Here is a 22958-nt window from a genome sequence, read left to right as displayed (position 1 = left end):
ATTGGGTCTAATGTTACCAAACTGTTATGTATGACCAAGCTGCTAGAAATGTATATCAAATTGTAATCTATAGACTAAATCCCTTGCAATTCCCGCTTCTGTAATATACGTCAAATCTGTTTGTACCTTCAGTTTATGACCTACGATAAATTTTGATAGTCCGATAGTATAACGTTCTTCAAACGCTGCATTAACGATTGCGTCATAGTTTATTGAGGTATATCGCCCTGCAAGTTCCCAATTATTTTTAAACATGTGTCCTGCCTGTAAACTTAGTGCATTTCCCACATTTACCACATCACCTGTTGGTGTTATACCGTCTTCCTGTACAGCGACAGCATCATCTGCGTCACGATGTGCAAACTCTCCCATAAAAGAAAACGATTTATATTTAAACATGGCATCTGCAAAGAAGGTCGTGATGTCTGTGGTGTAAAATCCAGTGTCAGTAACCATATAGTCTCCTAAGTTACTTCTCGTTTTTACCGCGTCTTTATTATAATCATAAGTAAAACCAAGCGCCAGTTTTGGAGTTTCTTCTCTTTTAATAGCGCTACCGATATAATCCCCTTTGCTTAAAAAATTTCCGAAAGGTAAAATCTCTAATCTACTCGTATATTGATGCCCTCCAAGGTTTCCGCTAGTGACATTTCTACCTTCCCCTTGTGATACAGCAAAAGCTTCTTTAATCAGGAATTGCTTCCCAATTTTGAAATGATGTCGTAATTGTAATCCTAAATCACGGTCTATATTAAATCTACTATTTAGACGTGAACGATCCACAAACTGAAGATTCCCTGAAGAAATCACCCGTTCTCGATTTCCCGGAAGTTTTGTTTGACCTGCCCATAACGTAAAGTTTTTATAAAAATTCCACTTGATCACCGCATCCAGTATATATCGTGGAGCATTGCTAGTGAACTCTGAAGCACCAGAAATATCTCTATTTGATAAGCCTAATTCTATTGTGTATTGCAATTTGGGTGAATAGGCAAAACCACCAAATTTAAGACGCGCTCGCCGAACTAAGAAGTTTGATTGTGCTTTCCCGAAGTTGTCATCTACAATATCCCATTGCGTCGTAGATAAAAACTGCATACGAGCAGAAAATTTCATGCTCCAGGAGCTATCTTTGGCGATAACATTAAAAATTCCTTTTCCAAATTTTGTGTTCGTTACTTCCTGCGAAGAACCTTTAAAAGCGAGCAACAGAAACACTGTTGCTAGTGAAACTTTTAATTTCATTATTATTAGTTTTTGTCGCCGCAAAGAACCAATAACAATGTTAATTTAAGGTTAACTAAAGGTTTCTAAAAGATTATTTAAAAACCAGAACATGCTGTTGATCAATAGAAAGGCTGACCGGCCTAGTCAGCCTTTGTTTCAAAAATCGAAGTCGACAAAAACTAATGAGATTTAATGAAACTAATCATATCATATGATGCGCCAAATGTATTTGAATTCACAGAGTTGTATGTTACCTCAACTTTAAGCTAGTGTTAAAAATAATTTTGCGCATACGATAAGGCATACCCCAACAACGCGCCTCCTAACACAATCCAAATCACACTGACTTTTTTAAATAAAAAAACCAGAATAAGCGCTATCCCGAAAATTACTAGCGATATCCAGTCTACCACAGTTGTGATAGCCATACGATACAAGACCACAAGCATCAATGCAACAGCCGCTATATTAACCGAATCTAAAAAATGTCTAAAAAAAGTTGATTTCTGTAATTTTGGTAAGAGCGGGTTTAAAATAAGTACAAAAAAGAAAGACGGCAAGAAGATCCCTAACGTTGCCAAAAGTGCTCCCCAAAAACCTCCTAGCTGAAAACCTATAAATGTAGCTGTAGACAATACCGGCCCTGGAGTAAACTGCCCTACTCCTATAGCATCTATGAGTTCTGCGCGGGTTAACCAACCCGTACTCACCAACTCAGTATCAAGATAGGCAAATAATACATATCCACTTCCGTAGAGCACTGCCCCGACTTTTAGGAAGGTTAAGAATATTTTGAGATTGGTAAGTTTAGTAATACCGAACCACAGTAGCATCATAGGACTTAAAGAAAAAAGTTTTTTTTGAGTGCTTCCTAAACCACTAAAAACAAAGGCTCCCAAAACTCCTGCGCATAAGAGCGCCAAAATTTCGTTTACTCCGAGAAAACTGGCAATAGCTACCAATACTCCTAAAATCAGTAACTGATAATTCTTGAGAGCTTTTTTACCTAGTTTTAAAATAGCCGAAGCAATGATTGCCAATACTGCTGGCTGAATTCCCGCTAAAAAAGGTGCAACTTCAGGAAGCGTTCCATACGTACTATAAAAATATGCGAACAGTAAGGTAATTACGGTTGCTGGCAAAATAAAACAAAAACCGGCCACAAATAGTCCGATTTTCCCGGCACGTTCATGTCCGCAATGCATAGTCATTTCGGTTGAATTCGGACCTGGAATCAGGTTAGTAGCTCCTATCAAATCCAAAAAATGTTGGCGTGTCATCCACTTACGCTTCGTTACAATTTCATCCTCCATCATAGCAATGTGTGCAGCAGGCCCACCAAAAGCTATACACCCTAATTTGAAAAAAACCAAAGCTACTTCCTTTAAATTCTTATTTAGTGGCATAGTAAATAGTTAAAAGCACAAAAATAAAATAAAGGTCTTATTAAATAATTGATTGCGAATTAATATTTAAAGCACTGAATATCAATATACAATATGTTCAATGTTAATTTAATGTTACGTAAATGTTGTTTGAATGTAAATTTATTACTATCTTTATAAAACATTAAACGAACAAGACCTCATAACTATTTAAAACATATACTATGAAAAATTATATAACAGCTATAATCGCTTTATTGCTAACGACTACATTATTTGCGCAAGACGTAAAACCTACATTCGAAAAAGAAGGTGATCTGATTAAAGGAACGTTTTATTATGAAAATGGTGAGATAAGTCAGTTTGGTTTCTACAAGGATGGTAAATTACATGGTAAATGGATTTCCTATAACCGTGAAGGGAAAAAAACCGCAATTGGTAATTACAACCAAGGTGTAAAATCCGGAAAATGGTTTTTCTGGAACAATGATAATTTATCAGAAGTCGACTATTCAAAAAATCAAATTGCTTCAGTAATTAACTGGGGACCCAAACAAAATATTGTTAGTAGAAATTAACAACTTCTGAACTATTAAAATTACAAAGCTATCATAGAATGATAGCTTTTTTTTGTTTTTAAAAGAAACCTTGTTCTCATCCTAAAACTGTGGATAATATTAAAGTAATACTAGCTCTTTCTCACCTAATGAATTACAATTCCTTAACATAGCACAATCTTTGTTTTTACAAGTCTAAATAAATCTAAATACCTTATTTTCAAATGTTTGAACTAAGTTTTTTAGTTATTTGCGACTCAAAAAACTCCCTCAACTGCTAACTTTATAATTACAGATAGATAATATACTCTTAATATTACTTCATTCTTCTTACAGTTTCTTTGCAGCAAAATTAGAGAGACAAAAAAATGAGAAATTTAATTATTGTACTACTAGTAATATTCACAAGCAGTATTTCGGCACAAGACAAGGGTTCAATTTCAGGAACACTCTTGGATAAAGAAGTTGGCGACCAACCTTTGCCATTTGCAAATGTGATCATCAAAGGAACTTCTATGGGAACAGCTTCAGATTTTGATGGTCTGTATACCATCGAGAATGTGCCAGTGGGAAATCACACACTCGAAATAAGTTTTACAGGTTATGAAACTGTCACTTTACCTAATATTCAAGTCGAAAAGGATAAGGTAACAGTAGTGGACGCTTCACTGGGAGCTACCGCTGCAGCGCTGGATGAAGTAGTAATTAAGGTTCAAACAAATAAAGAGCGTGAAGAGGCTCTAATTCTTGAACAAAAGAATGCCGTAAAAATTGAGCAAAAAATCGGGGCTCAGGAGCTAGCACGTAAGGGAGTTAGTGATGCCGAAGGTGCCGTGACAAAAATAGCCGGAATTACAAAATCAGAAGGTGTAAAGAATGTTTTTGTCAGAGGACTTGGAGATCGTCTTAATGCTACAACTTTAAACGGATTGCCATTACCATCTGAAGATCCTTTATATAAAAATATTTCACTCGATTTTTTTAGCTCTGATGTGATACAAAATGTTGGAGTTAGCAAAACCTTCGGATCTTCTATGTATGGTGACGTAGCTGGAGCTACAATTGATATAGCATCAAAAGAACACACTGGTAAAGAAGAGTTTAAAATTGATGTTTCAACCGGAATCAACACCGTTACTTATAACAAAGAAAACTTCTTAACCGTTGATGGTGCGACACGACTGGGAACTAACATAGATAATACTATTCCTACTGAAAACTTTGAAGTTTATAATTTTGACACCTCCTTTAAGCCACGATCACAAGACTTGCAAACAAATAGTAGTATTAGCTTATCGTATGGTAATACTTTTAGAATTAAAGATAATAAGCTAAGCACCTATTTCTTAGCATCATTCGATAATGATTATTCATATAGAGATGGAGACATCTTTAGAATTACTACCGAAAAAACAAAATTTTCGAAGGATGTAAGAAATGAATCTTATATTTATAATGTTAAGCAAATTTTAATGGGCAACTTAGGCTATACGTTTGGTGAACTAAATAATACCATCGAATATAATGGCTTAGTGATCCATAATAATTCACAAATAGTCTCAGAACAGTTTGGAGTTTCAGGTGATGAGCAAGGCGATAACGAGCTTATCTTTATTAGACGTCAACAACAAAACTCTAATAAATTATATGTGAATCAGCTTTTGTCTAAAATCAATTTGAATGAGCGTTTTTATTTTGATTTAGGAGCGTCATACAATATTGTTAGAGGAGATGAACCTGACAGAAGAATTGACTCCTACACGTTTGATCCGGATACAGAAATATATCTTTTTGACCCAAATGGTCAGGCAAATACGCAACGATTCTATGGTGATTTAAAAGAAGATGAATACGCAGGTAAATTTAGTGTAAACTACAAATTTGGAAACTTCGAAGATGCCGAGCGCAATTTTGGTGATATCAAATTAGGATACGACTATCGCAATACTGATAGAGATTTTGAAAATATAACTTTTGGTTTCGTTCCACTAGCCGTAAATCAAAGAACAGATATTGATCCAGATAATATTGATGCCATTTTAACGCAAGGCGCTATACGTAATGGTGAATTCGAATTTAGAACCAATAGAGGTCGTAGTAATGCTATATCTGACTTTGCTCCATATACCTATAATGGTAATAAAGAAATTCATGCAGGATACATCGATGTTTTCTACAACATCTCCCCTTCGTTTGTTGCTAACATAGGGTTGCGTGCAGAAAAGGTAGATCAATCCATTATCTGGGATACAAATATTAGCTCCAGTGATGATCCCAGTAATCGTGGATTAGGTACAATTGATGAAAATTATTTACTACCTAGCCTTAACTTAAAATATTCTGTCAATGACAAAAATATTGTTCGTCTGGCAGCGAGTAAGACCTATACGTTACCACAATTCAAAGAACTAGCACCGTTCAAGTATGAAGGAGTTGATTTTGATGATATTGGTAACCCCAACATGATTCCTGCAGATAACTATAACATGGATATTAAATGGGAACGGTACTTTAGTTCTGGCGAACTTTTGACAATAACAGGATTCTATAAACACATCAAAAACCCAATCAACAGATACGAGGATACCGTTGGCAACTTGACTTTTGATAATACAGGAGAAAAAGCAGAAGTTTATGGTGTTGAATTAGAAGTAAGAAAGAAACTTTATACATTTGAAGGTACTGATGGAGAAAATGACATTTCGTTCGGATTAAATGCCTCATTTCTGGAGACCGAACAAGATTTGAAAGAATCACTTAGTTTTACCAATGCTTCAGATGGTTTGGAAGGCGCATCTCCTTTTTTAGTAAATACCGATATTACTTTTAATACGAAAGGGAAAAAATTAAATACTACCTCATCGTTGGTTTTCAACTATTTCAGTGATAGAATTTTTAGTCTTGGCGTTCAGGGAAATCAAAATACAATAGAATCAGCCATCCCTACTCTAGATTTTATTTTCAAAACCGAAATAGGAGAAAAAACTACGCTTAAATTTGGTGCTAAGAATTTATTAAATCCAACTTATAAACTTACCAAAGAAACCATAACAGGTGAAGAAGTTACCGTGACAAGTTTTGAAAAAGGTATGAATTTTTCATTAGGATTATCATACAAATTCTAACGTGCTGTACCTATGAAAAAGAAAAGCTCAATCAAATTGCTGATTGAGCTTTTTTCATTAACACACAGGTAACACTGGTAAGATGTAATTAACGAAGCGTTAAAGTTCTAGTAAAGACTTCTAGTGAATAATTCATTTTCTTTGACCCAAGAAATTAAATCAACAAAATTTAAAAAAACGATGAAAAAAGTAGTTTTAACAGCTTTAACATTAGCAGCGTTAGTTTTTACAGGATGCTCAAGTGATGATGATGTTGCCTTAAATCCGAATGGAGGGGGAAATCCAGACGGAGGAGCTAGTGGTGATGGAATAATCACTTCGACAGATGATGAAGACTTTAAACCTTCAGATCTAAAAGGTGATGTAACCGGTAATATAAAACTAGTAGCAGGGACAGAATATACTTTAACGGGTCCACTAAGAATAAAAGAAGGAACAACCTTAGAAATAGAAGCCGGAACTACAATTAAAGCAACTGCTGGAGGTTCTGATGTTTTTGTAGCTATAGAGAGAGGAGCTAAAATTGAAGCGATAGGAACAGCAAGTGCACCGATCACTTTTACTTCTTCTGCGTCAAACCCAAGGTCTGGTGACTGGGGTGGTATTGTAATTGCCGGTAAGGCACCATCGAATGTAGGAGTAGATGCGCAAACAGAAGTTGCAGGCTTGAAATATGGCGGAACAGTAGCTGATGATAACTCTGGTACCTTATCTTATGTAATCGCTAAATATACAGGTGCAAGAATAGATGGTGAACAAGAATTTAATGGAATTTCTTTCTTTGGTGTAGGATCTGGTACTACGGTAAATAATATCGTGGTAGAAAATGGTGATGATGATGGTGTTGAGTTTTTCGGTGGATCTGTTAGCGTAACCAATTTAATGGTAGTTAACGCGAAGGATGATATGTTAGATTGGACTTTTGGATGGACAGGAACCGTTAATAATGCAATTCTGATCAGAGAAAAAGATTTCACTGCAGTAACTAAGGATCCAAGAGGTATCGAAGGTGATAGTAACGAAGATAATAATGCTGCGACTCCTTTATCCAACCCAACTATCAACAATATTACTATTGTCAATGATGCTTTGGGTACTATCGAAATGTCTGACATGATTAAAGTGAGAAGAGGTAGTAAAGTGACCATAACAAATGCTATTGTCGCTTTGGGAACTGAAAATGGTTCAAAGGCTGGTGATTTTATTGATCTTAGTGATTCTAAAGGTAATGCTGATGCTGCTGCTGCTATAACAGTAAGAGGTATAAATATTGATGAAACTGACGTAAAAAATGAAGTAAATGCAACTGTCAATATTGATGCATCTACTACGGGCGCTGATTTAACAGTGTTTGGATTTTCAAATTATGATTTTACTACGGTAAATGAAATTTTGAACCCATCTTTATAGGCACAAAAATCTAGCAATAAAAGCGTAAAAGCCTTGTAGTTTTAATAACTACAAGGCTTTTTTAATTCATCATTATTCGAAAATGTTGTTAAGATAAACTTAACCGAATGATTAAATAAGGCAGGTTTTAAACGTTTCCATTATTACTAAATTTAGAAAATAACTCTAAACCTAATTCATATGAAAACCAAAAAACTTTTAACCTTAATATTATTTATCATCTTAAATAATTTTCTTTTAGTTGCTAATGTATCTAGGGGATATACGACTATTAAGATTGGGAACACCTTTAATAATTCATTAATCAACTATTGCTCAGACAACTACACGTCGACAAATTATCCTGTAGTTAGCTTTAATGTGAAATCTGTAAATCCCTTAGAGAAAGGGAGTATTTATGAATTAAACGATTATGGTAATTTAGAGTATTTCATAATCACCGAGGTAAAAGCATATAATTCCGAAAGAGATTCTTTTAGTGAATCAAAATTTACTTTATTACCTAATTTTTGTTCTAATCCTTACTCAAAGAAGCATACTTACAAGAATTTGGGAAACACTTATGATAAAGCTTTTACTAATCTATGTAGAACCGATAATTATAAAAGTTTACCCATACTAACTACAAACATCATAATTTCTGAACCCCTTCCTGATGATGGCGTATTTATAAGAACTGAGAATAATGTAAACGAATATTTATTGATAATAGAATCTTTCAATACTCAGCACTACGATAGAGATACTTACAAACGATCAGATTTTAGTAATGAGAGTATTAGTATATGCCCTAACAGATTGGATAAACAACATGTTGTAAAATATCTCGGTCATAGCACTGCAGAAGCACAAAAAACTTTATGCTCTGATGATTTTCGATATTTGCCAACCTTTCGTTTTAACATTAACACCTACACAAAGCTTGAAAAAGGCACAGTATACAGAAGAGATCTAGATGGCAAAATAGATTTTTTATATATCATATCATCTTCAGAATCGCCTGAGATCGATCGTGATACTTACCCTAGATCATTTTTTAGTCAAAATCCAGTTCAACTTTCTATTTGTGATAAAGATAATGATGGGGTTGCAGATGATAAAGATAATTGTCCAAGCATTTCGGGACCTATTGAGAATAACGGTTGTCCAATTCCTGTTGGTAACCCAAATCTAGTGGTTGATTATGTCAAATCAATAGTGTTTTCTCAATGCCTAACTTGCCCACCTTTTTTGGATGCTTTTTTTAGCTCTGGTAAAAAACATCTAATTTCTAATGGAGGTGTTGGAAATATCAACTTTTCAAAATTAGAAATTAGAAACATCGGAAATGTTAGATCCGAAAGTACAAACGTTAATTTTTACTTTTCAGAAGACAATACTCTTGAAAAAGAGTACGATCGTCTTTTACAAGAAATAACGATACCAGAAAGAGAGCCTAATATTTCATACGGAATAGATACTAAAATAAATGGATGGGATATTAATGAGAATTCTTTATTTAATGGTGATTATTTTATTATCGTTGATATAGATGTGGATAATAAAATTGATGAAGGAACAGCTGGAGAGAATGATAATACTTTAGTTATACCAATCACTTATACTACTGCCAATATTTCTTCTCGTCTACCGACGCGTCCAGTTTATGCTAACAAAGAAGATTTAAATACTATACCGTATTTTATTAATATTTATGACGCTGCAGGAGTTTTGAAAGTTCGAGAAAAAATATACTCCAATAAAGAGGAGAAGATTATAATTAACAGTTTACCTCCTGGATTCTATATAATCAAATCAAAAGAACAGATGTATAAAATTAAAAAATAACATTCCTCAAATTAAAATGATAATGTCTCAGAATTTCAAAATCCTGAGACATTTTTTTTTACTTGCATACAACACGCACGTAAGCATAAATAATAAAGTAAATCTCGAATTTCCTCAGATTTTTACATTAATTTAACGATCCCAATACAATAAGTATAGTTCGATGTATGGATTTATTTGTATCTTTAAACCCCCAAAAGCAGTGATAATATGAAAAAAATCTACTCCTTAATACTTTTAATGCTCTTAATCTCCTTGTCTTTTACCTATGGTGGTAAAGCGCAATCAGATAGTGCTATTGCAGATGCCAGAGCCGCTCAGGTAATTGATGGTTTACGTATTTATCCTAATCCGGCAACCGGCAATATCCTTAATATCAGTTCTGACAGAGCCTTGACCAAAACGGTTACCATATATAACGTTCTTGGCGCAAAAGTATTGTTTAAAGTGCTTATCGGTAAAGAATTAGATATATCATCGCTTAATTCCGGAGTATATATAATTCAGATAAAAGAAGAAAAAAAGACTGCAACTCGAAAATTAGTTATTCGCTAGCTTCAATCTTTTAATCTAACACTTTCATACCTGTTGGTTTTGATCGAGAGAATTTAGTGTCTCAGATCGATTCTTAATCGTTACGCTCGCTTTTACCCTTTCACTTTTATACCTTTGTACTTACTTTACAATAAGTACCCTATGCTCAGCGAAGATATATTTTCAATTCAAAATCAAGTAGACTTTGACAAGGTAGCACTTCGTGTTTTCGAATATCAATATACCCATATCCCGGTATATCAAAGATTTTGTAATCTGCTGGGTGTTGCAAAGTCATCTGTAACTGCTCTCAAAGACATTCCGTTTCTTCCGATTGCTTTTTTTAAATCTCATACCGTCATTAAACCAGAGGTTCTCACACAACAAGTATTTAGCAGCAGTGGTACTACCGGATCGGTTGTGAGTAAACATTATGTTAGGGATGTATCCCTTTATGAACGAAGTTTTACTGAGGGATTTAGTCATTTTTATGGAGCTATAAAAGAGTATACCGTTTTAGCTTTATTGCCTTCTTATCTCGAGCGCAGTGGGTCCTCTCTGGTATATATGGCTCAACATTTCATCACACAAAGCGAAGATCCCGAAAGTGGATTCTATCTAAACAATCTTGACGCATTAATTGAAAAACTTGTGGCTTTGCAAAAGGCCCATAAGAAAGTATTACTCATCGGTGTCTCCTTTGCTTTATTGGATTTGGTCGAAAAACAAACTTTTAATTTAGGTGATACTACTATTATCATGGAAACCGGCGGAATGAAAGGTAAACGTAAGGAACTGATTAGAGAAGAACTTCATGATATTTTAAAAAAAGGATTTGGGGTAGAAAAAATTCATAGTGAATATGGGATGACCGAATTATTATCACAAGCTTACTCTCTGGGTGATGGCCTTTTTAATTGTCCTCCCTGGATGCGAATATCAACTCGTGACCCTGAAGATGCATTGACCCTTTTAAATTCAGGGAAAAGCGGCGGAATAAATGTAATTGATCTTGCGAACTTACACTCCTGCTCATTTATTGCAACTCAGGATTTAGGGAAATCATATGCTGACAACAGTTTTGAGATTTTAGGCCGTTTTGATCATAGCGATATAAGGGGCTGTAATCTTATGGTTCTTTAAACATCTCTTTCCTTAGAAATATCTGCTCACCATTATCCTGCCCAGTATTACATAACAATAATAGGGTTTTTTTAAAAAAATTCTTATAATTTATGTAAGGTTTCTCTAGTATATCCGTCTAGTATAATAAATCATTTTATATGAGGATTACGTCTGTTGTTGCACTTGTTTTCTTTTTTATACTAGGAACAAATGCCCAAAAAGCAGATGTTAATATAAAAAAAGGGTATGCTGCACAAGGTTATGACGTTATTGAATATTTTAACGGAAAAGCTATAAAGGGTAAAAAAACTATCGAAGCCTCTTACGAGGGAGCGTTATATCGTTTTACAACCGGCGCAAATAAAAAAACATTTGAATCAAATCCTGAACAATACACTCCTCAGTTTGGTGGCTACTGCGCGTATGCTATAGGGGTTAAGTCTGACAAAGTGGATATTGATCCGGAAACTTTTGAAATACGTGATGGTAAGCTTTATCTTTTTTACAATTCATGGGGGGTTAACACCCTTAAGAAATGGCAACGAGGAAACACAGCAATACTTCTGGAAAGCGCTAACCGCAACTGGAAAGCATTACAAAAATAAATGGTTCAGTAGTGATACTGAAAATAAAGAAATATATAGTTAAGTTTTTTTTTCAATAATTGATTGGTTAGTTAGCAAAGCCTACCGCGTGTAAAAACAGGTAGGCTTTGTTTTTATCTTTTTTTATATCACGCGGATAATAAAATAATTTTTCTTACCTCTTTGCAATAATATAAACTGATCATTGATCAAGTCATCAGTAGAGATGGTGTAAGAATCTGATACTTTCTCCCTATTCACAGCAATTGAATTTTCTTTTAATGCACGGCGCGCTTCTCCGTTAGATTTCAAAAATCCGGTTTTCTCTGCCAAGGCTGCAATTATATCTATCCCGGCAGTTACCTCTGTTGAAGAAATTTCTGCTTGTGGCACCCCTTCAAAAACATCCAGAAAAGTGGCGGCATTCAATTGTTTTAAGTCCTGAGATGTAGATTTTCCGAAGAGAATAGCAGATGCCTTTATTGCATTATCCAAATCCTCCTGAGAATGTACCATTATTGTAATCTCTTCTGCTAATTTTTTCTGTAAAGCTCTTTGATGTGGTGCTTCTTTATGTTCACGTACCAAGTTCTCGATCACATCTTTAGTTAAAAATGTAAAGATTTTAATGTATTTTTCAGCATCCTCATCACTGGTATTTAGCCAATATTGGTAAAATTTGTAAGGTGAAGTTCTATTAGCATCCAACCAAATGTTGCCACCTTCGGTTTTTCCAAATTTTGTGCCATCGGCTTTGGTGATCAAAGGACACGTCAAAGCATAGCCTTTACCCGAACCGATACGACGTATTAATTCTGTTCCTGTGGTAATATTGCCCCATTGATCACTTCCTCCCATTTGCAGCGTGCAATCATGAGATCTATATAGATGTAAAAAATCGTACCCCTGTACCAGTTGATAGGTGAACTCAGTAAAAGACATCCCCTCTGCGGCTTCTGACGATAGACGCTTTTTTACCGAATCCTTGGCCATCATATAATTTACCGTAATATGTTTACCGACATCCCTGATAAAATCTAAAAACGAAAAATCCTTCATCCAGTCATAGTTATTGACGAGCACGGCAGCATTTTCAGAATCACTTTCAAAATCCAAAAAACGGGACAATTGCTCCTTCAACGCTTGTTGATTATGTCTCAACGTTTTTTCATCCAACAGGTTCCGCTCAGCAGATTTGCCCGAAGGATCACCGATCATACCCGTCGCCCCTCCAACTAAAGCAAAGGGTTTATGACCGGCCAATTGGAAGTGTCGTAACAACATGACGCTCACTAAATGACCTATATGAAGAGAATCAGCCGTAGGATCAATCCCCACATAAGCACCTCTCATACCTTCAAGCAAATGTTCTTCGGTTCCCGGCATTACGTCATGCAGCATGCCTCTCCAAGTGATTTCTTCAATAAAATTTTTAGTCATTAGTAGAATTTTAAAATACAATCAACAAAGATAAAAATCTGAAGAATATTCTACCATCAATACGGGATAAATCCCAATTATACTTACCTTAGTCTATACTTAAAGTTTACTATGGTATTAGTTACAGGAGCCACCGGGTTAGTTGGCACACATTTATTAATCAAACTGGTGCAAAACAATAAATCGATTCGTGCACTGTATCGATCAGAACAAAAAAAACACCATGTCCAACAAATCTTTGTTTCCTTTTTTGGAGCAACCTCTGATCAATTCTTTAATAAAATTGAATGGCATCAAGCTTCAATCAATGATATTCCGGCATTAACGCCTGCTTTTAAAAATATTAACGAAGTTTATCATTGTGCCGCTATTATAAGTTTCAACCCTGCAATGGACAAACAATTACGCAAAGTAAATATTGAGGGCACTGCTAATGTTGTCAATTTGTCTATCATCAGCGGAGTCAAGAAAATCTGCTATGTAAGTTCAATCGCAGCTTTGGGAGAACCTAAAAATCAATCCAAAATTGATGAAACATCAGAATGGAATCCTGAATCAAAACACTCAATTTATGCCATTACAAAATATGGTGGTGAGATGGAAGTCTGGCGAGGAACACAAGAGGGTCTACAGGCAATAATTGTCAATCCGGGTGTTATCATTGGTCCGGGATTTTTTAATTCTGGTAGTGGATTTCTTTTTAAAAGGATTTACAAGGGACTAAAATATCATACTCCGGGCATCACAGGCTATGTCGCCGTACAGGATGTAACCAAAGCTATGATTGAGCTTATGGAAAGTAGACATGCTAATGAACGTTATATCCTTGTAGCTGAGAATATGAGTTTTAAACAAATATTTACCCTTATAGCCGTAAGCCTAAAAGTAGAACCACCAACTAAAAGAGTCACCCCGTTTTTTATGAAAGTTGCCGCAAACATTCAATGGTTGTTATACAGGCTGTTCGGAATCTCCCCTACTATATACAAGTCCTCTGTTCAAAGTGCTTTTTCTGCATCCATGTATGAAAACAAAAAAATAAAAGAAACGTTGAATCTTGAATTCACTCCAATTGAGAAAGCAGTTGAAGAAACGGCTAAAGCTTTTTCAAAGAAGTAGCTCTTTTTTCTCTTTTTTGAATTCTGTCTAGTTCAGAACCTCTCAATTTATCATTTCTGTTATCAAGGGAATCTCTTTGTTTAATTTCCTGAATAGAGTCTGTTATTTTTTGAATAGAATCTTCTTTTTTCTTCAAAATCTCGTAGTTGGATTTTGCGCTGTCAATATTCGCTTTAACTCTGGTAAAAATATCTTTATAAACTTTAATTTTACTAAGATACCATGCATTGTTTTGAGCAAATACAGCACTGTCTATTGAATATTTATTGAAGATTAAAGCTTCAGGATCAACATTATGCTCATTCAAAACGCTACGATGAGAAGACTTGGCCGCTTTGATAAACGCTATATCTGTTAAAATCTCAACCATTTGATCTTCCTCAAGTAACACCTCGGGTTTTTCAACCTTTTCGACACTGTCACATCCTATTATCATTAAAATAAATAGGGTTGCTAATAACTTATTTAGTATACCGGTAGTACCCATAAAGGTGCAATTTATGTTAGATAATCTCTAAGCTGGACGATTAAATGTTAAACGCGCTGCATTTTTTATATCGTAAAACTTGAAGTTTTTATACACTAGACTTCCATTGACAAATGTATGTGTAATTCGTGATTTAAACGTAGTGCCTTCAAATGGAGACCACCCACATTTATACGCTATGTTTTCATTATTCACTGTCCAGGGTGCATTAAGATCAACCAATACTGCATCAGCAAAATACCCCTCTTTTATATACCCTCGTTTTTCTATTTCAAATAAGATAGCAGGGTTATGACACATTTTTTCAACAATTTTTTCGAGTTCAATTTTTCCCTCATGATAAAACTCAAGCATTGCAGGAAGTGCATGTTGGACCAATGGCCCTCCTGAAGGGGCTTTGGTGTACACATTTTCCTTTTCCTCTCTGGTATGTGGTGCATGGTCAGTAGCAATTACATCCAGTTTATCATCCAACAATGCCTGAAACAAGGCATCCCTGTCTTTTTCTCCTTTGACTGCGGGATTCCATTTAATAAACGTTCCTTTATCATGATAATCCTTGTCAGAGAACCATAAGTGATGTATACACACTTCTGCAGTTATTTTCTTTTCTTTTAACGGAATGGTATTATCAAAAAGCTCGAGTTCTTTAGCAGTTGACAAATGAAAAACATGCAAACGTGCCCCTGTTTTTTTTGCCAAAGCTACCGCCTTTGATGAAGAGAGGTAACAGGCCTCTTCACTTCGTATTATGGGGTGAAAATTTATTGGAATGTCTTCCCCGTAACGTTCTTTGTAAATAGCGGTGTTTTTCTTAATAGTTTCTTCATCTTCACAATGTACAGCAATTAGCAAATTGGTTGAAGCAAATATTTTTTCTAAAACTTCAGGATTATCAACTAACATATTACCTGTAGAAGATCCCAGGAATAATTTTAAAGCAGCAACTTTTGAGGCGTCTAACTTTTTAATTTCTTCTAAGTTATCATTCGTCCCTCCAAACATAAATGAATAGTTTGCGTAACTGGATTTAGCCGCTATCTCAAATTTTTCTTCCAGCTTCTCTATCGTAGTTGTTTGCGGATTGGTGTTGGGCATCTCTATAAAAGAAGTTATGCCTCCAGCGACTGCAGCTCTTGACTCGGTTTCAATAGTTGCTTTGTGTGTTAACCCGGGTTCCCTAAAATGAACCTGATCATCAATCACTCCTGGTAAGAGATATTTATTCTCGCCATCAAACACTTGAACATCCGGCGACTTTGCACTAATGTTAGCTGCTATTTCTTTGAATATTCCGTTTTCAATATATACATCACTATTAACAATCTCTCCCTCGTTGACGATATTTACATTTTTTATTAGTACGCTGCTCATGATTATATTTCGTAACGGTTAAATAAACTTTTAATTTTCATTGTTAAAACGCCAAAAATTGCTTCAGAAATAATTCCTTTACTCATTTTTGAAATTCCTTTTGTTCGATCCGTAAATATGACCGGAATCTCTTTGATTTTATAGTGTAACAGGTGTGCCTTAAACTTCATCTCGATTTGAAAAGCATATCCGACAAACTGTATTTTATTCAAATTGATATGTTCTAAAACTTCTCTTCGATAACAAATAAAACCAGCCGTTGTATCATGAATATTCATCCCGGTAATTAGACGCACATATTTTGATGCTAACCACGATAATAAAACTCTACTCATAGGCCAGTTAACAACATTTACTCCGGTAACATAGCGTGATCCTATAACAACACTCGAAGAACCCTTGGCACATGCATTATACAATCGTATCAAATCATTAGGATTGTGAGAAAAATCAGCGTCCATCTCAAAAATATATTGGTAATCGCGAGCCAGTGCCCACTCAAAACCCAAAATATACGCTGTACCTAACCCTAGTTTACCTTCGCGAACTTCAATAAACAACTGGTCTGTGAACTCCGTTTGCAATTCGCGAACCAAAGCAGCAGTCCCATCGGGTGAATTATCATCTACGATTAATATATGAAACTTGCGCTGTAGAGAAAACACATTACGTATAATCCGTTCAATATTTTCAATTTCGTTAAAGGTTGGTATAATTACCAAGGCATCAACCATCAAAGCTATTTTTCACGCAAATATAACCAAATAATCACAAGATCTTGAATGGTTTTACCATAGTATATCTATGAATTTATACTTTTATCAGCCCTCAAATTATTTTTGTATTCAATATTTTCACATGTTATCTATATATACTATTTTTAACCCGATTCACTACCTATGCAAAGTCTTCCAAGGGAAATATTATCGAATGATTGGGTTACCATTTTGTTGTTTTTAAGCTTATGCCTTCTAGCTGTAGCCAGAATGCTCAACAGTTATAACTTTTCAAGTTTCATTATGTTATTTAATACCAATAAGTACATTTTGACGCATCAAAAACACACCAATTTGTCAACTGCTTTTACAATCACTCTTACCTGTATGCAGTGCATTGTGTTTTCCTTACTGATTCATTTAATCTTTTACACATTCGAATGGCAGATTAATGAAGAACCAATACTTCAGTTCTTACAAATTTTTGCTATATATTCCACTTTATTCCTCGCCAAGATTCTGATAGAAAAAATTATCGGAATTGTTTTTCATATAGACTCATTGATAAATAGTTACATTTTTTACAAGCTATCGTATCGCAATTTCTTTGCTGTACTTTTGTTTCCTTTACTCTTCTGGTTCTTTTATACTGTAGCACCAAGCACCAATACCGCTTATGTAATCGGAGTTTTGCTTCTGTTATCACAATTGATCATATTGATTTCATTTTACAAAAAGAATGAAAACCTTATTTTGAATCACTTGTTTTATTTTATTTTGTATCTTTGCGCACTTGAATTCGCACCTTATTTTATACTGTATAAGCTATTTATAAAGTAAGGCGGAACGTTACAAAATAACTATATATGAAAGTGAAAACGATTTTGGTCTCACAACCAGAGCCTAAAGTAGAAAATTCACCTTATTTTGAGTTGGAAGACAAAGAAAAGGTAAAAATTGATTTTATACCGTTTATTCACGTAGAAGGAGTTGATGCAAAGGAAGTAAGACAGCAAAAGGTAGATTTATCAAAGTATACTGCGATAATTTTAACCAGTCGTAACTCGGTAGATCATTTTTTTAGAATTGCCGAAGAAATGCGATTTAAAGTTCCTGATAGCCTTAAGTATTTCTGCCAAAGTGAAGCGGTTGCTTACTATTTGCAAAAATACGTAGTATACCGCAAACGAAAAATCTATGTAGGTAAACGCACTTTCCAAGAACTATCTCCTTTAATAAAAAAATATAAAGGTGAGAAATTTTTGCTACCATCCTCTGATCAATTGAAGCCTGAAATTCCTGAAACATTGGACAGCTTAAAGATTGAATGGAAACAAGCGGTATTTTACAAGACCGTTGTAAGTGACTTATCAAATTTACGAGAAGTTTTTTACGACATTTTAGTGTTTTTTAGTCCATCGGGTATCAAGTCACTTTTTGAAAACTTTCCTGATTTTAAGCAAAACAACACGAGAATTGCTGTTTTTGGAAATTCTACCGTTCAAGCTGCCGAGGAACATGGTTTAGTCGTGAATATTCAAGCACCAACCCCCGAAACCCCGTCAATGACAATGGCCTTGCAGAAATATATTAAGCTGGCCAATAAGAAATAATACGTTATATCGCGTTTACAAAAAAAAGGGATCGATTTTAAATCGATCCCTTTTCATTTTTATAGTTTTACCAAGAATTATTCAAATTTCTTAAAATTCTCCTTAAAAGAATTCAATAACTCTTGCGCTTTTTGGTCGTATTTTTCTTTATCCGTCCACGTATTACGAGGGTTAAGAATTTCTGAAGGCACATTAGGACATTCTTCCGGCACAGCCAAATCAAAATAAGGATCCTTAGTAAACGTAGCGTCTGCAAGCTCTCCATTTAAAGCAGCATTGATCATTGCACGTGTATACTTCAACTTCATACGACTTCCCGTACCATAAGAACCACCTGTCCAACCCGTATTTACTAACCAAACATTAGCTCCGGTTTTTTCAATCTTTTCCATAAGCATGTCACCATACTCTTTTGGGTGTAGCGGCATAAAAGGAGCGCCAAAACAAGCAGAAAAACTAGGCTTAGGCTCATTGATACCTGCTTCTGTTCCGGCAACCTTTGCCGTATACCCGCTAATGAAATGGTACGACGCTTGTTCCTTTGTTAACTTAGAGATAGGAGGCAGTACTCCAAACGCATCAGCAGTTAGAAAGAATATATTAGTAACCGTTTTACCACGGCTAGGAACTTTAATATTTTCAATATGATGTATTGGGTAACTTACTCTGGTATTTTGTGTGATACTGGTATCTGCATAATCCACCTCGCCATTATCTTTAATAATCACGTTTTCAAGCAATGCACCCTTCTTAATAGCTCCATAGATTTCAGGTTCGTTCTCAGCCGATAAGTCAATTACTTTAGCGTAGCAACCACCTTCAAAATTAAAAACCGTGTTTTCTTCAGTCCATGCATGCTCATCATCCCCAATAAGTTGACGATCAGGATCAGTAGATAAGGTAGTTTTACCGGTTCCGGACAATCCAAAGAAAAGAGACGTATTGCCATCGGCACCCTCATTTGCAGAGCAATGCATTGGTAAGCAATTACGCTCCACAGGTAGTATAAAGTTCAATGCTGAAAAAATACCTTTTTTAATCTCACCGGTATAACCTGTCCCGCCAATCAAAGCAATCTTCTTTGAAAAATTAAGAATTGCAAAATTATGCTGACGTGTACCATCCACGGCAGGATCTGCCATAAAACCAGGAGCATTTACAATAATCCAATCTGGATCAAAAGATGCTAATTCATCTTCCTCCGGTCTTAAAAACATATTATAGGCAAACATATTTGACCATGGATGCTCATTTATCACCCTAATATTCAATCTATATTCTGGATCTGCACAGGCATAGCTATCGCGAACGAAAACTTCCTTGTCAGATAGATACGAGGTAACTTTATCATATAATTTGTCAAATGCATCTTGCTCAAAAGGAATGTTAATATTTCCCCACCACACCTTATCTTCGGTGATCTGATCTTTTACAATAAAACGATCCATGGGAGAGCGCCCTGTAAATTCTCCCGTATTGATGGCGAGCGCGCCAGACTTAGTTACTTTTCCTTGACCTTTTTCCAACACTTCCTTCTCCAATTGTTCTGGTGATAATTGGTAGCGCATTTTGGCATTGTTAATACCGTAATTCTTTAACGAAAACGTTTTCGTAGTTGGATACAGTGATTCCATAAAAATTTGTTGTGTTTGTTATGTGGGTACAAAATTAGAAATATTTCTCGCACTATCCGTTAAAATTTTGCCTAATCTTAAATAACGAAATTACCAGCAAAATCCATGAAATAATAAGAAGCAAGCCTCCCAAAGGAGTAATAAAACCAATAGCTGAGAGATTTATACCAAAAATAACATCAACTACCAAAAGGTAGATAGAACCGGAAAATAGAATTATTCCACTTAACAAAAAGTTAAAAATTCTTCTTTGCCAAGCGCTTCCTATTTCACCGAAAATGCCCAAAAAAAGACATAATAAAGCATGATACATCTGATAAGTTACCCCCGTTCGAAAAGAGGCTATTTCTTTGGTCGAAACAAATTGCTCTAACCCATGTGCTGCAAATGCTCCTAAGATCACTGCTAAAACTCCTAACATCGCTCCTGTAATCAAAATCTTTGTTTTCATTCGTTCAAATAATTAATCTGATTATAAACTGTCTGTTGATTTAAAAAGTTCGCATATTTATCCTTGAAACCGCGTTAATTCTTAAGATAAATCTCATAATTTTTATCATATTCATTACATTCGTATTCCGGATTTCAAACATACATTCATGCGTAAAATATTAGTTATAGGAGCAGGTAAATCTACTGCCGTTTTAATAAAATACCTACAAGATAAATCAGTTTCTGAAAAACTTCATATCACCATTGGAGACATTTCTGTTGCAAATGCGCATAAATTGGTTAAAAATCATGAAAACACGCGTGCTATCACTTTGGATATATTTAACCCTTCCTCTCGTAGAGATGCCGTCCAAAAAGCAGATATTGTTGTATCTATGCTTCCCGCCAGATTTCATATAGAAGTTGCCAAAGATTGTCTTCAGCTGGGCAAGTCCATGGTCACAGCTTCTTACGTAAGCGAAGAGATGAGAGCCTTAGATCAAAAAGCCAAGGATAAAGGCCTGATTTTTATGAATGAAATTGGTGTTGATCCCGGCATCGATCATATGAGCGCGATGAAAGTTATTGACGAAATCAGAGATAAAGGTGGTAAGGTTATACTGTTTGAATCATTTACAGGAGGTTTAGTGGCGCCAGAAAGCGATACGAATTTGTGGAATTATAAATTTACGTGGAATCCGAGAAATGTCGTAGTGGCAGGACAAGGCAGTGCGGCCGAATTTTTACAAGAAGGCACTTATAAATACATCCCGTACCATAAACTTTTTAGACGAACTGAATTTCTTGAGATCGATGGATACGGTCGTTTTGAGGCGTATGCTAATCGTAATTCTCTTGCCTACAAAGAGGTCTATGGCCTAAACGATGTACTAACCTTGTATCGCGGAACCATGCGTCGCGTAGGTTTTTCCAAAGCATGGAATATTTTTGTGCAATTAGGGATGACAGCTGATGATTACACTTTAGCCAACTCTGAACACATGAGCTACCGAGATTTTATAAATTCCTTTTTAGCCTACTCTCCCACAGATTCAGTTGAACTTAAATTACGTCATTACTTAAAAATAGATCAGGATGACTTAATGTGGGACAAATTATTAGACCTTGATATTTTTAATCCGGATAAAAAAGTCGGAATCCCGAATGCAACTCCTGCGCAAATTTTGCAGAAAATTTTAATGGATCGATGGAGTCTTGACAAAGGGGATAAGGACATGATTGTCATGTATCACAAGTTTGGATATGAACTTGATGGCGAACGTAAGCAAATTGATGCTACCATGGTTAGTATTGGAGAGGATCAAACCTATACTGCTATGGCAAAAACCGTTGGCCTGCCTGTGGCGATGGCCACCTTGAAAATTTTAAATAATGAAATAACCACTCCCGGGGTACAAATACCTATACAAAAAGAAGTTTACGGACCCATCCTGGAGGAACTGGAATCTTACGGAATTGTTTTTAAAGAAAAAGAAAGAGACTATTTGGGCTATAACCCAGATGTTGTAATTGGCTAGATCCTTAGAGTTATTTGTAACAGGATAGGTTTCAAAAATAACGTTGATATACTGTGCTAATTTGGTTAACCCTATTTTGGCTCTGGAAGAACTTTAATTACTAACTCACATTCAACTTAGATTCCATACATGAAAGAAGCAAGCTATAAAGTCTATTAGTGCAAAGAGGACTTAAATTGGTATATGGAGATTATTGGTTCTAATGTTCATATAAACCTGAGCAATTTGTTTCTGTTTTCCTTAAAATTTGTTTCAAATTGAAATCTGATACCTTACATTTACTAGATAAATGTAACTGTTGGCTATGAAATCTCAAGATGGAATTATTAAGATTGACGGAATTGATAAAGAGATTCTCAGGAATCTGATGAGCGATGCGCGAAAACCCATATTAGAAATCGCACGAAAAATAGGTATTTCTGGTGCTGCCATTCATCAACGTCTTAAAAAACTGGAAGCCTCGGGCTTAATCGCGGGTTCCAAATTTATTATTGATCCAAAAGTATTAGGATACAAAACTATGGCCTTTGTCGGGGTGTTTCTCGATAAAGCGGTTAGCAATCCAAAGGCGGTACGACAATTAAAAGACATCCCCGAAGTAATCGAATGTCATTACACCACAGGAAATTGGTCAATATTTCTTAAGATATTGTGTAAAGATAATGAACACCTAATGACTGTACTGAATAAAGAGATTCAGGCTATAGAAGGCGTCTCCAGAACTGAAACTTTTATATCCTTGAATCAACAAATTGATCGTCAGATAAAAATCTAAGATACTTTATATAAAGAAAAGCATGAGACAATAGGTTTATTATCTCATGCTTTCGA

The 22958-nt window shown here is 35.3% G+C and carries 20 protein-coding genes; 12 read left to right on the top strand and 8 right to left on the bottom strand.

Annotation, left to right across the window (positions count from 1 at the left end):
• Window positions 1-42: 42 nt before the first annotated feature.
• Both ACJRPK_RS03430 and chrA read right to left on the bottom strand, forming a co-directional pair.
• On the bottom strand, window positions 43-1245 hold the full coding sequence (locus tag ACJRPK_RS03430; RefSeq protein ID WP_407138445.1) for a porin: 1203 nt from the start codon (window positions 1243-1245) through the stop codon (window positions 43-45).
• A 254-nt stretch (window positions 1246-1499) separates the two neighbouring features.
• Window positions 1500-2633 carry a chromate efflux transporter gene (chrA, locus tag ACJRPK_RS03425; RefSeq protein ID WP_407138444.1) on the bottom strand — a complete coding sequence of 378 codons (1134 nt, stop codon included), beginning with the start codon at window positions 2631-2633 and terminating at the stop codon, window positions 1500-1502.
• Between the two features lie 203 nt (window positions 2634-2836).
• Between chrA and ACJRPK_RS03420 the strand changes: the two genes are divergently transcribed.
• From ACJRPK_RS03420 to ACJRPK_RS03390, 7 genes are all read left to right on the top strand, one after another.
• Window positions 2837-3190: a toxin-antitoxin system YwqK family antitoxin gene (locus ACJRPK_RS03420; protein ID WP_407138443.1), complete on the top strand. Its 354-nt coding sequence runs from the start codon at window positions 2837-2839 to the stop codon at window positions 3188-3190.
• 347 nt (window positions 3191-3537) lie between these two features.
• A complete protein-coding gene (locus tag ACJRPK_RS03415; RefSeq protein WP_407138442.1) occupies window positions 3538-6294 on the top strand; it encodes a TonB-dependent receptor domain-containing protein in 2757 nt (918 codons plus the stop codon).
• A 180-nt stretch (window positions 6295-6474) separates the two neighbouring features.
• A complete protein-coding gene (locus ACJRPK_RS03410; RefSeq protein WP_407138441.1) occupies window positions 6475-7704 on the top strand; it encodes a hypothetical protein in 1230 nt (409 codons plus the stop codon).
• 180 nt (window positions 7705-7884) lie between these two features.
• Entirely contained in the window at window positions 7885-9531 is a 1647-nt protein-coding gene (locus tag ACJRPK_RS03405) for a hypothetical protein (protein ID WP_407138440.1), read from the top strand.
• A 210-nt stretch (window positions 9532-9741) separates the two neighbouring features.
• Window positions 9742-10086, top strand: a complete 345-nt coding sequence (locus tag ACJRPK_RS03400) for a T9SS type A sorting domain-containing protein (RefSeq protein WP_407138439.1) — start codon at window positions 9742-9744, stop codon at window positions 10084-10086.
• A 141-nt stretch (window positions 10087-10227) separates the two neighbouring features.
• Complete coding sequence (locus ACJRPK_RS03395; RefSeq protein WP_407138438.1) at window positions 10228-11208, top strand: acyl transferase; 981 nt, start codon at window positions 10228-10230, stop codon at window positions 11206-11208.
• Window positions 11209-11348: 140 nt separating this feature from the next.
• Window positions 11349-11795, top strand: a complete 447-nt coding sequence (locus tag ACJRPK_RS03390) for a YHS domain-containing (seleno)protein (RefSeq protein WP_407138437.1) — start codon at window positions 11349-11351, stop codon at window positions 11793-11795.
• A 123-nt stretch (window positions 11796-11918) separates the two neighbouring features.
• Here the strand turns inward: ACJRPK_RS03390 and tyrS are convergent, their stop codons facing one another.
• Complete coding sequence (gene tyrS / locus ACJRPK_RS03385; RefSeq protein WP_407138436.1) at window positions 11919-13214, bottom strand: tyrosine--tRNA ligase; 1296 nt, start codon at window positions 13212-13214, stop codon at window positions 11919-11921.
• Window positions 13215-13325: 111 nt separating this feature from the next.
• On the opposite strand from tyrS, the gene ACJRPK_RS03380 reads away from it, so the two are divergent.
• Entirely contained in the window at window positions 13326-14333 is a 1008-nt protein-coding gene (locus ACJRPK_RS03380; RefSeq protein WP_407138435.1) for an NAD-dependent epimerase/dehydratase family protein, read from the top strand.
• Here the strand turns inward: ACJRPK_RS03380 and ACJRPK_RS03375 are convergent.
• Genes ACJRPK_RS03375 through ACJRPK_RS03365 form a run of 3 tightly spaced genes read right to left on the bottom strand, consistent with a single transcriptional unit; the run spans window position 14311 to window position 16928 of the window.
• Window positions 14311-14820 (bottom strand): DUF4296 domain-containing protein, encoded by a 510-nt coding sequence (locus ACJRPK_RS03375; protein WP_407138434.1) that lies wholly within the window; start codon window positions 14818-14820, stop codon window positions 14311-14313. The genes ACJRPK_RS03380 and ACJRPK_RS03375 overlap by 23 nt on opposite strands.
• Before the next feature lie 27 nt (window positions 14821-14847).
• Complete coding sequence (locus ACJRPK_RS03370) at window positions 14848-16194, bottom strand: dihydroorotase (RefSeq protein ID WP_407138433.1); 1347 nt, start codon at window positions 16192-16194, stop codon at window positions 14848-14850.
• Window positions 16195-16196: 2 nt separating this feature from the next.
• Window positions 16197-16928: a polyprenol monophosphomannose synthase gene (locus ACJRPK_RS03365; RefSeq protein WP_407138432.1), complete on the bottom strand. Its 732-nt coding sequence runs from the start codon at window positions 16926-16928 to the stop codon at window positions 16197-16199.
• Window positions 16929-17093: 165 nt separating this feature from the next.
• Between ACJRPK_RS03365 and ACJRPK_RS03360 the strand changes: the two genes are divergently transcribed.
• Both ACJRPK_RS03360 and ACJRPK_RS03355 read left to right on the top strand, forming a co-directional pair.
• Window positions 17094-17750, top strand: a complete 657-nt coding sequence (locus ACJRPK_RS03360; RefSeq protein WP_407138431.1) for a DUF4271 domain-containing protein — start codon at window positions 17094-17096, stop codon at window positions 17748-17750.
• Between the two features lie 26 nt (window positions 17751-17776).
• On the top strand, window positions 17777-18523 hold the full coding sequence (locus tag ACJRPK_RS03355; protein WP_148781184.1) for a uroporphyrinogen-III synthase: 747 nt from the start codon (window positions 17777-17779) through the stop codon (window positions 18521-18523).
• A gap of 77 nt (window positions 18524-18600) precedes the next feature.
• Here the strand turns inward: ACJRPK_RS03355 and pckA are convergent, their stop codons facing one another.
• Window positions 18601-20157: a phosphoenolpyruvate carboxykinase (ATP) gene (gene pckA, locus ACJRPK_RS03350; RefSeq protein ID WP_407138430.1), complete on the bottom strand. Its 1557-nt coding sequence runs from the start codon at window positions 20155-20157 to the stop codon at window positions 18601-18603.
• Between the two features lie 52 nt (window positions 20158-20209).
• Window positions 20210-20608 (bottom strand): DUF423 domain-containing protein, encoded by a 399-nt coding sequence (locus ACJRPK_RS03345; protein WP_407138429.1) that lies wholly within the window; start codon window positions 20606-20608, stop codon window positions 20210-20212.
• Between the two features lie 148 nt (window positions 20609-20756).
• Here ACJRPK_RS03345 and ACJRPK_RS03340 point away from each other — a divergent pair, with 148 nt between their 5' ends.
• Together ACJRPK_RS03340 and ACJRPK_RS03335 are read left to right on the top strand one after the other, a co-directional pair.
• Window positions 20757-22127: a saccharopine dehydrogenase family protein gene (locus tag ACJRPK_RS03340; RefSeq protein ID WP_407138428.1), complete on the top strand. Its 1371-nt coding sequence runs from the start codon at window positions 20757-20759 to the stop codon at window positions 22125-22127.
• A 304-nt stretch (window positions 22128-22431) separates the two neighbouring features.
• The gene (locus tag ACJRPK_RS03335; protein WP_148781180.1) at window positions 22432-22902 is read left to right on the top strand and encodes an Lrp/AsnC ligand binding domain-containing protein; all 471 of its coding nucleotides are present in this window, start codon (window positions 22432-22434) and stop codon (window positions 22900-22902) included.
• Window positions 22903-22958: the final 56 nt, after the last annotated feature.

The organism is Aquimarina sp. 2-A2 (assembly GCF_045505135.1).
GTDB classification, from domain to species: Bacteria; Bacteroidota; Bacteroidia; order Flavobacteriales; family Flavobacteriaceae; genus Aquimarina; species Aquimarina intermedia.
The sequence above is the reverse complement of the archived record's forward strand: the minus strand, read 5'-3'. Positions and strand labels throughout refer to the sequence as shown.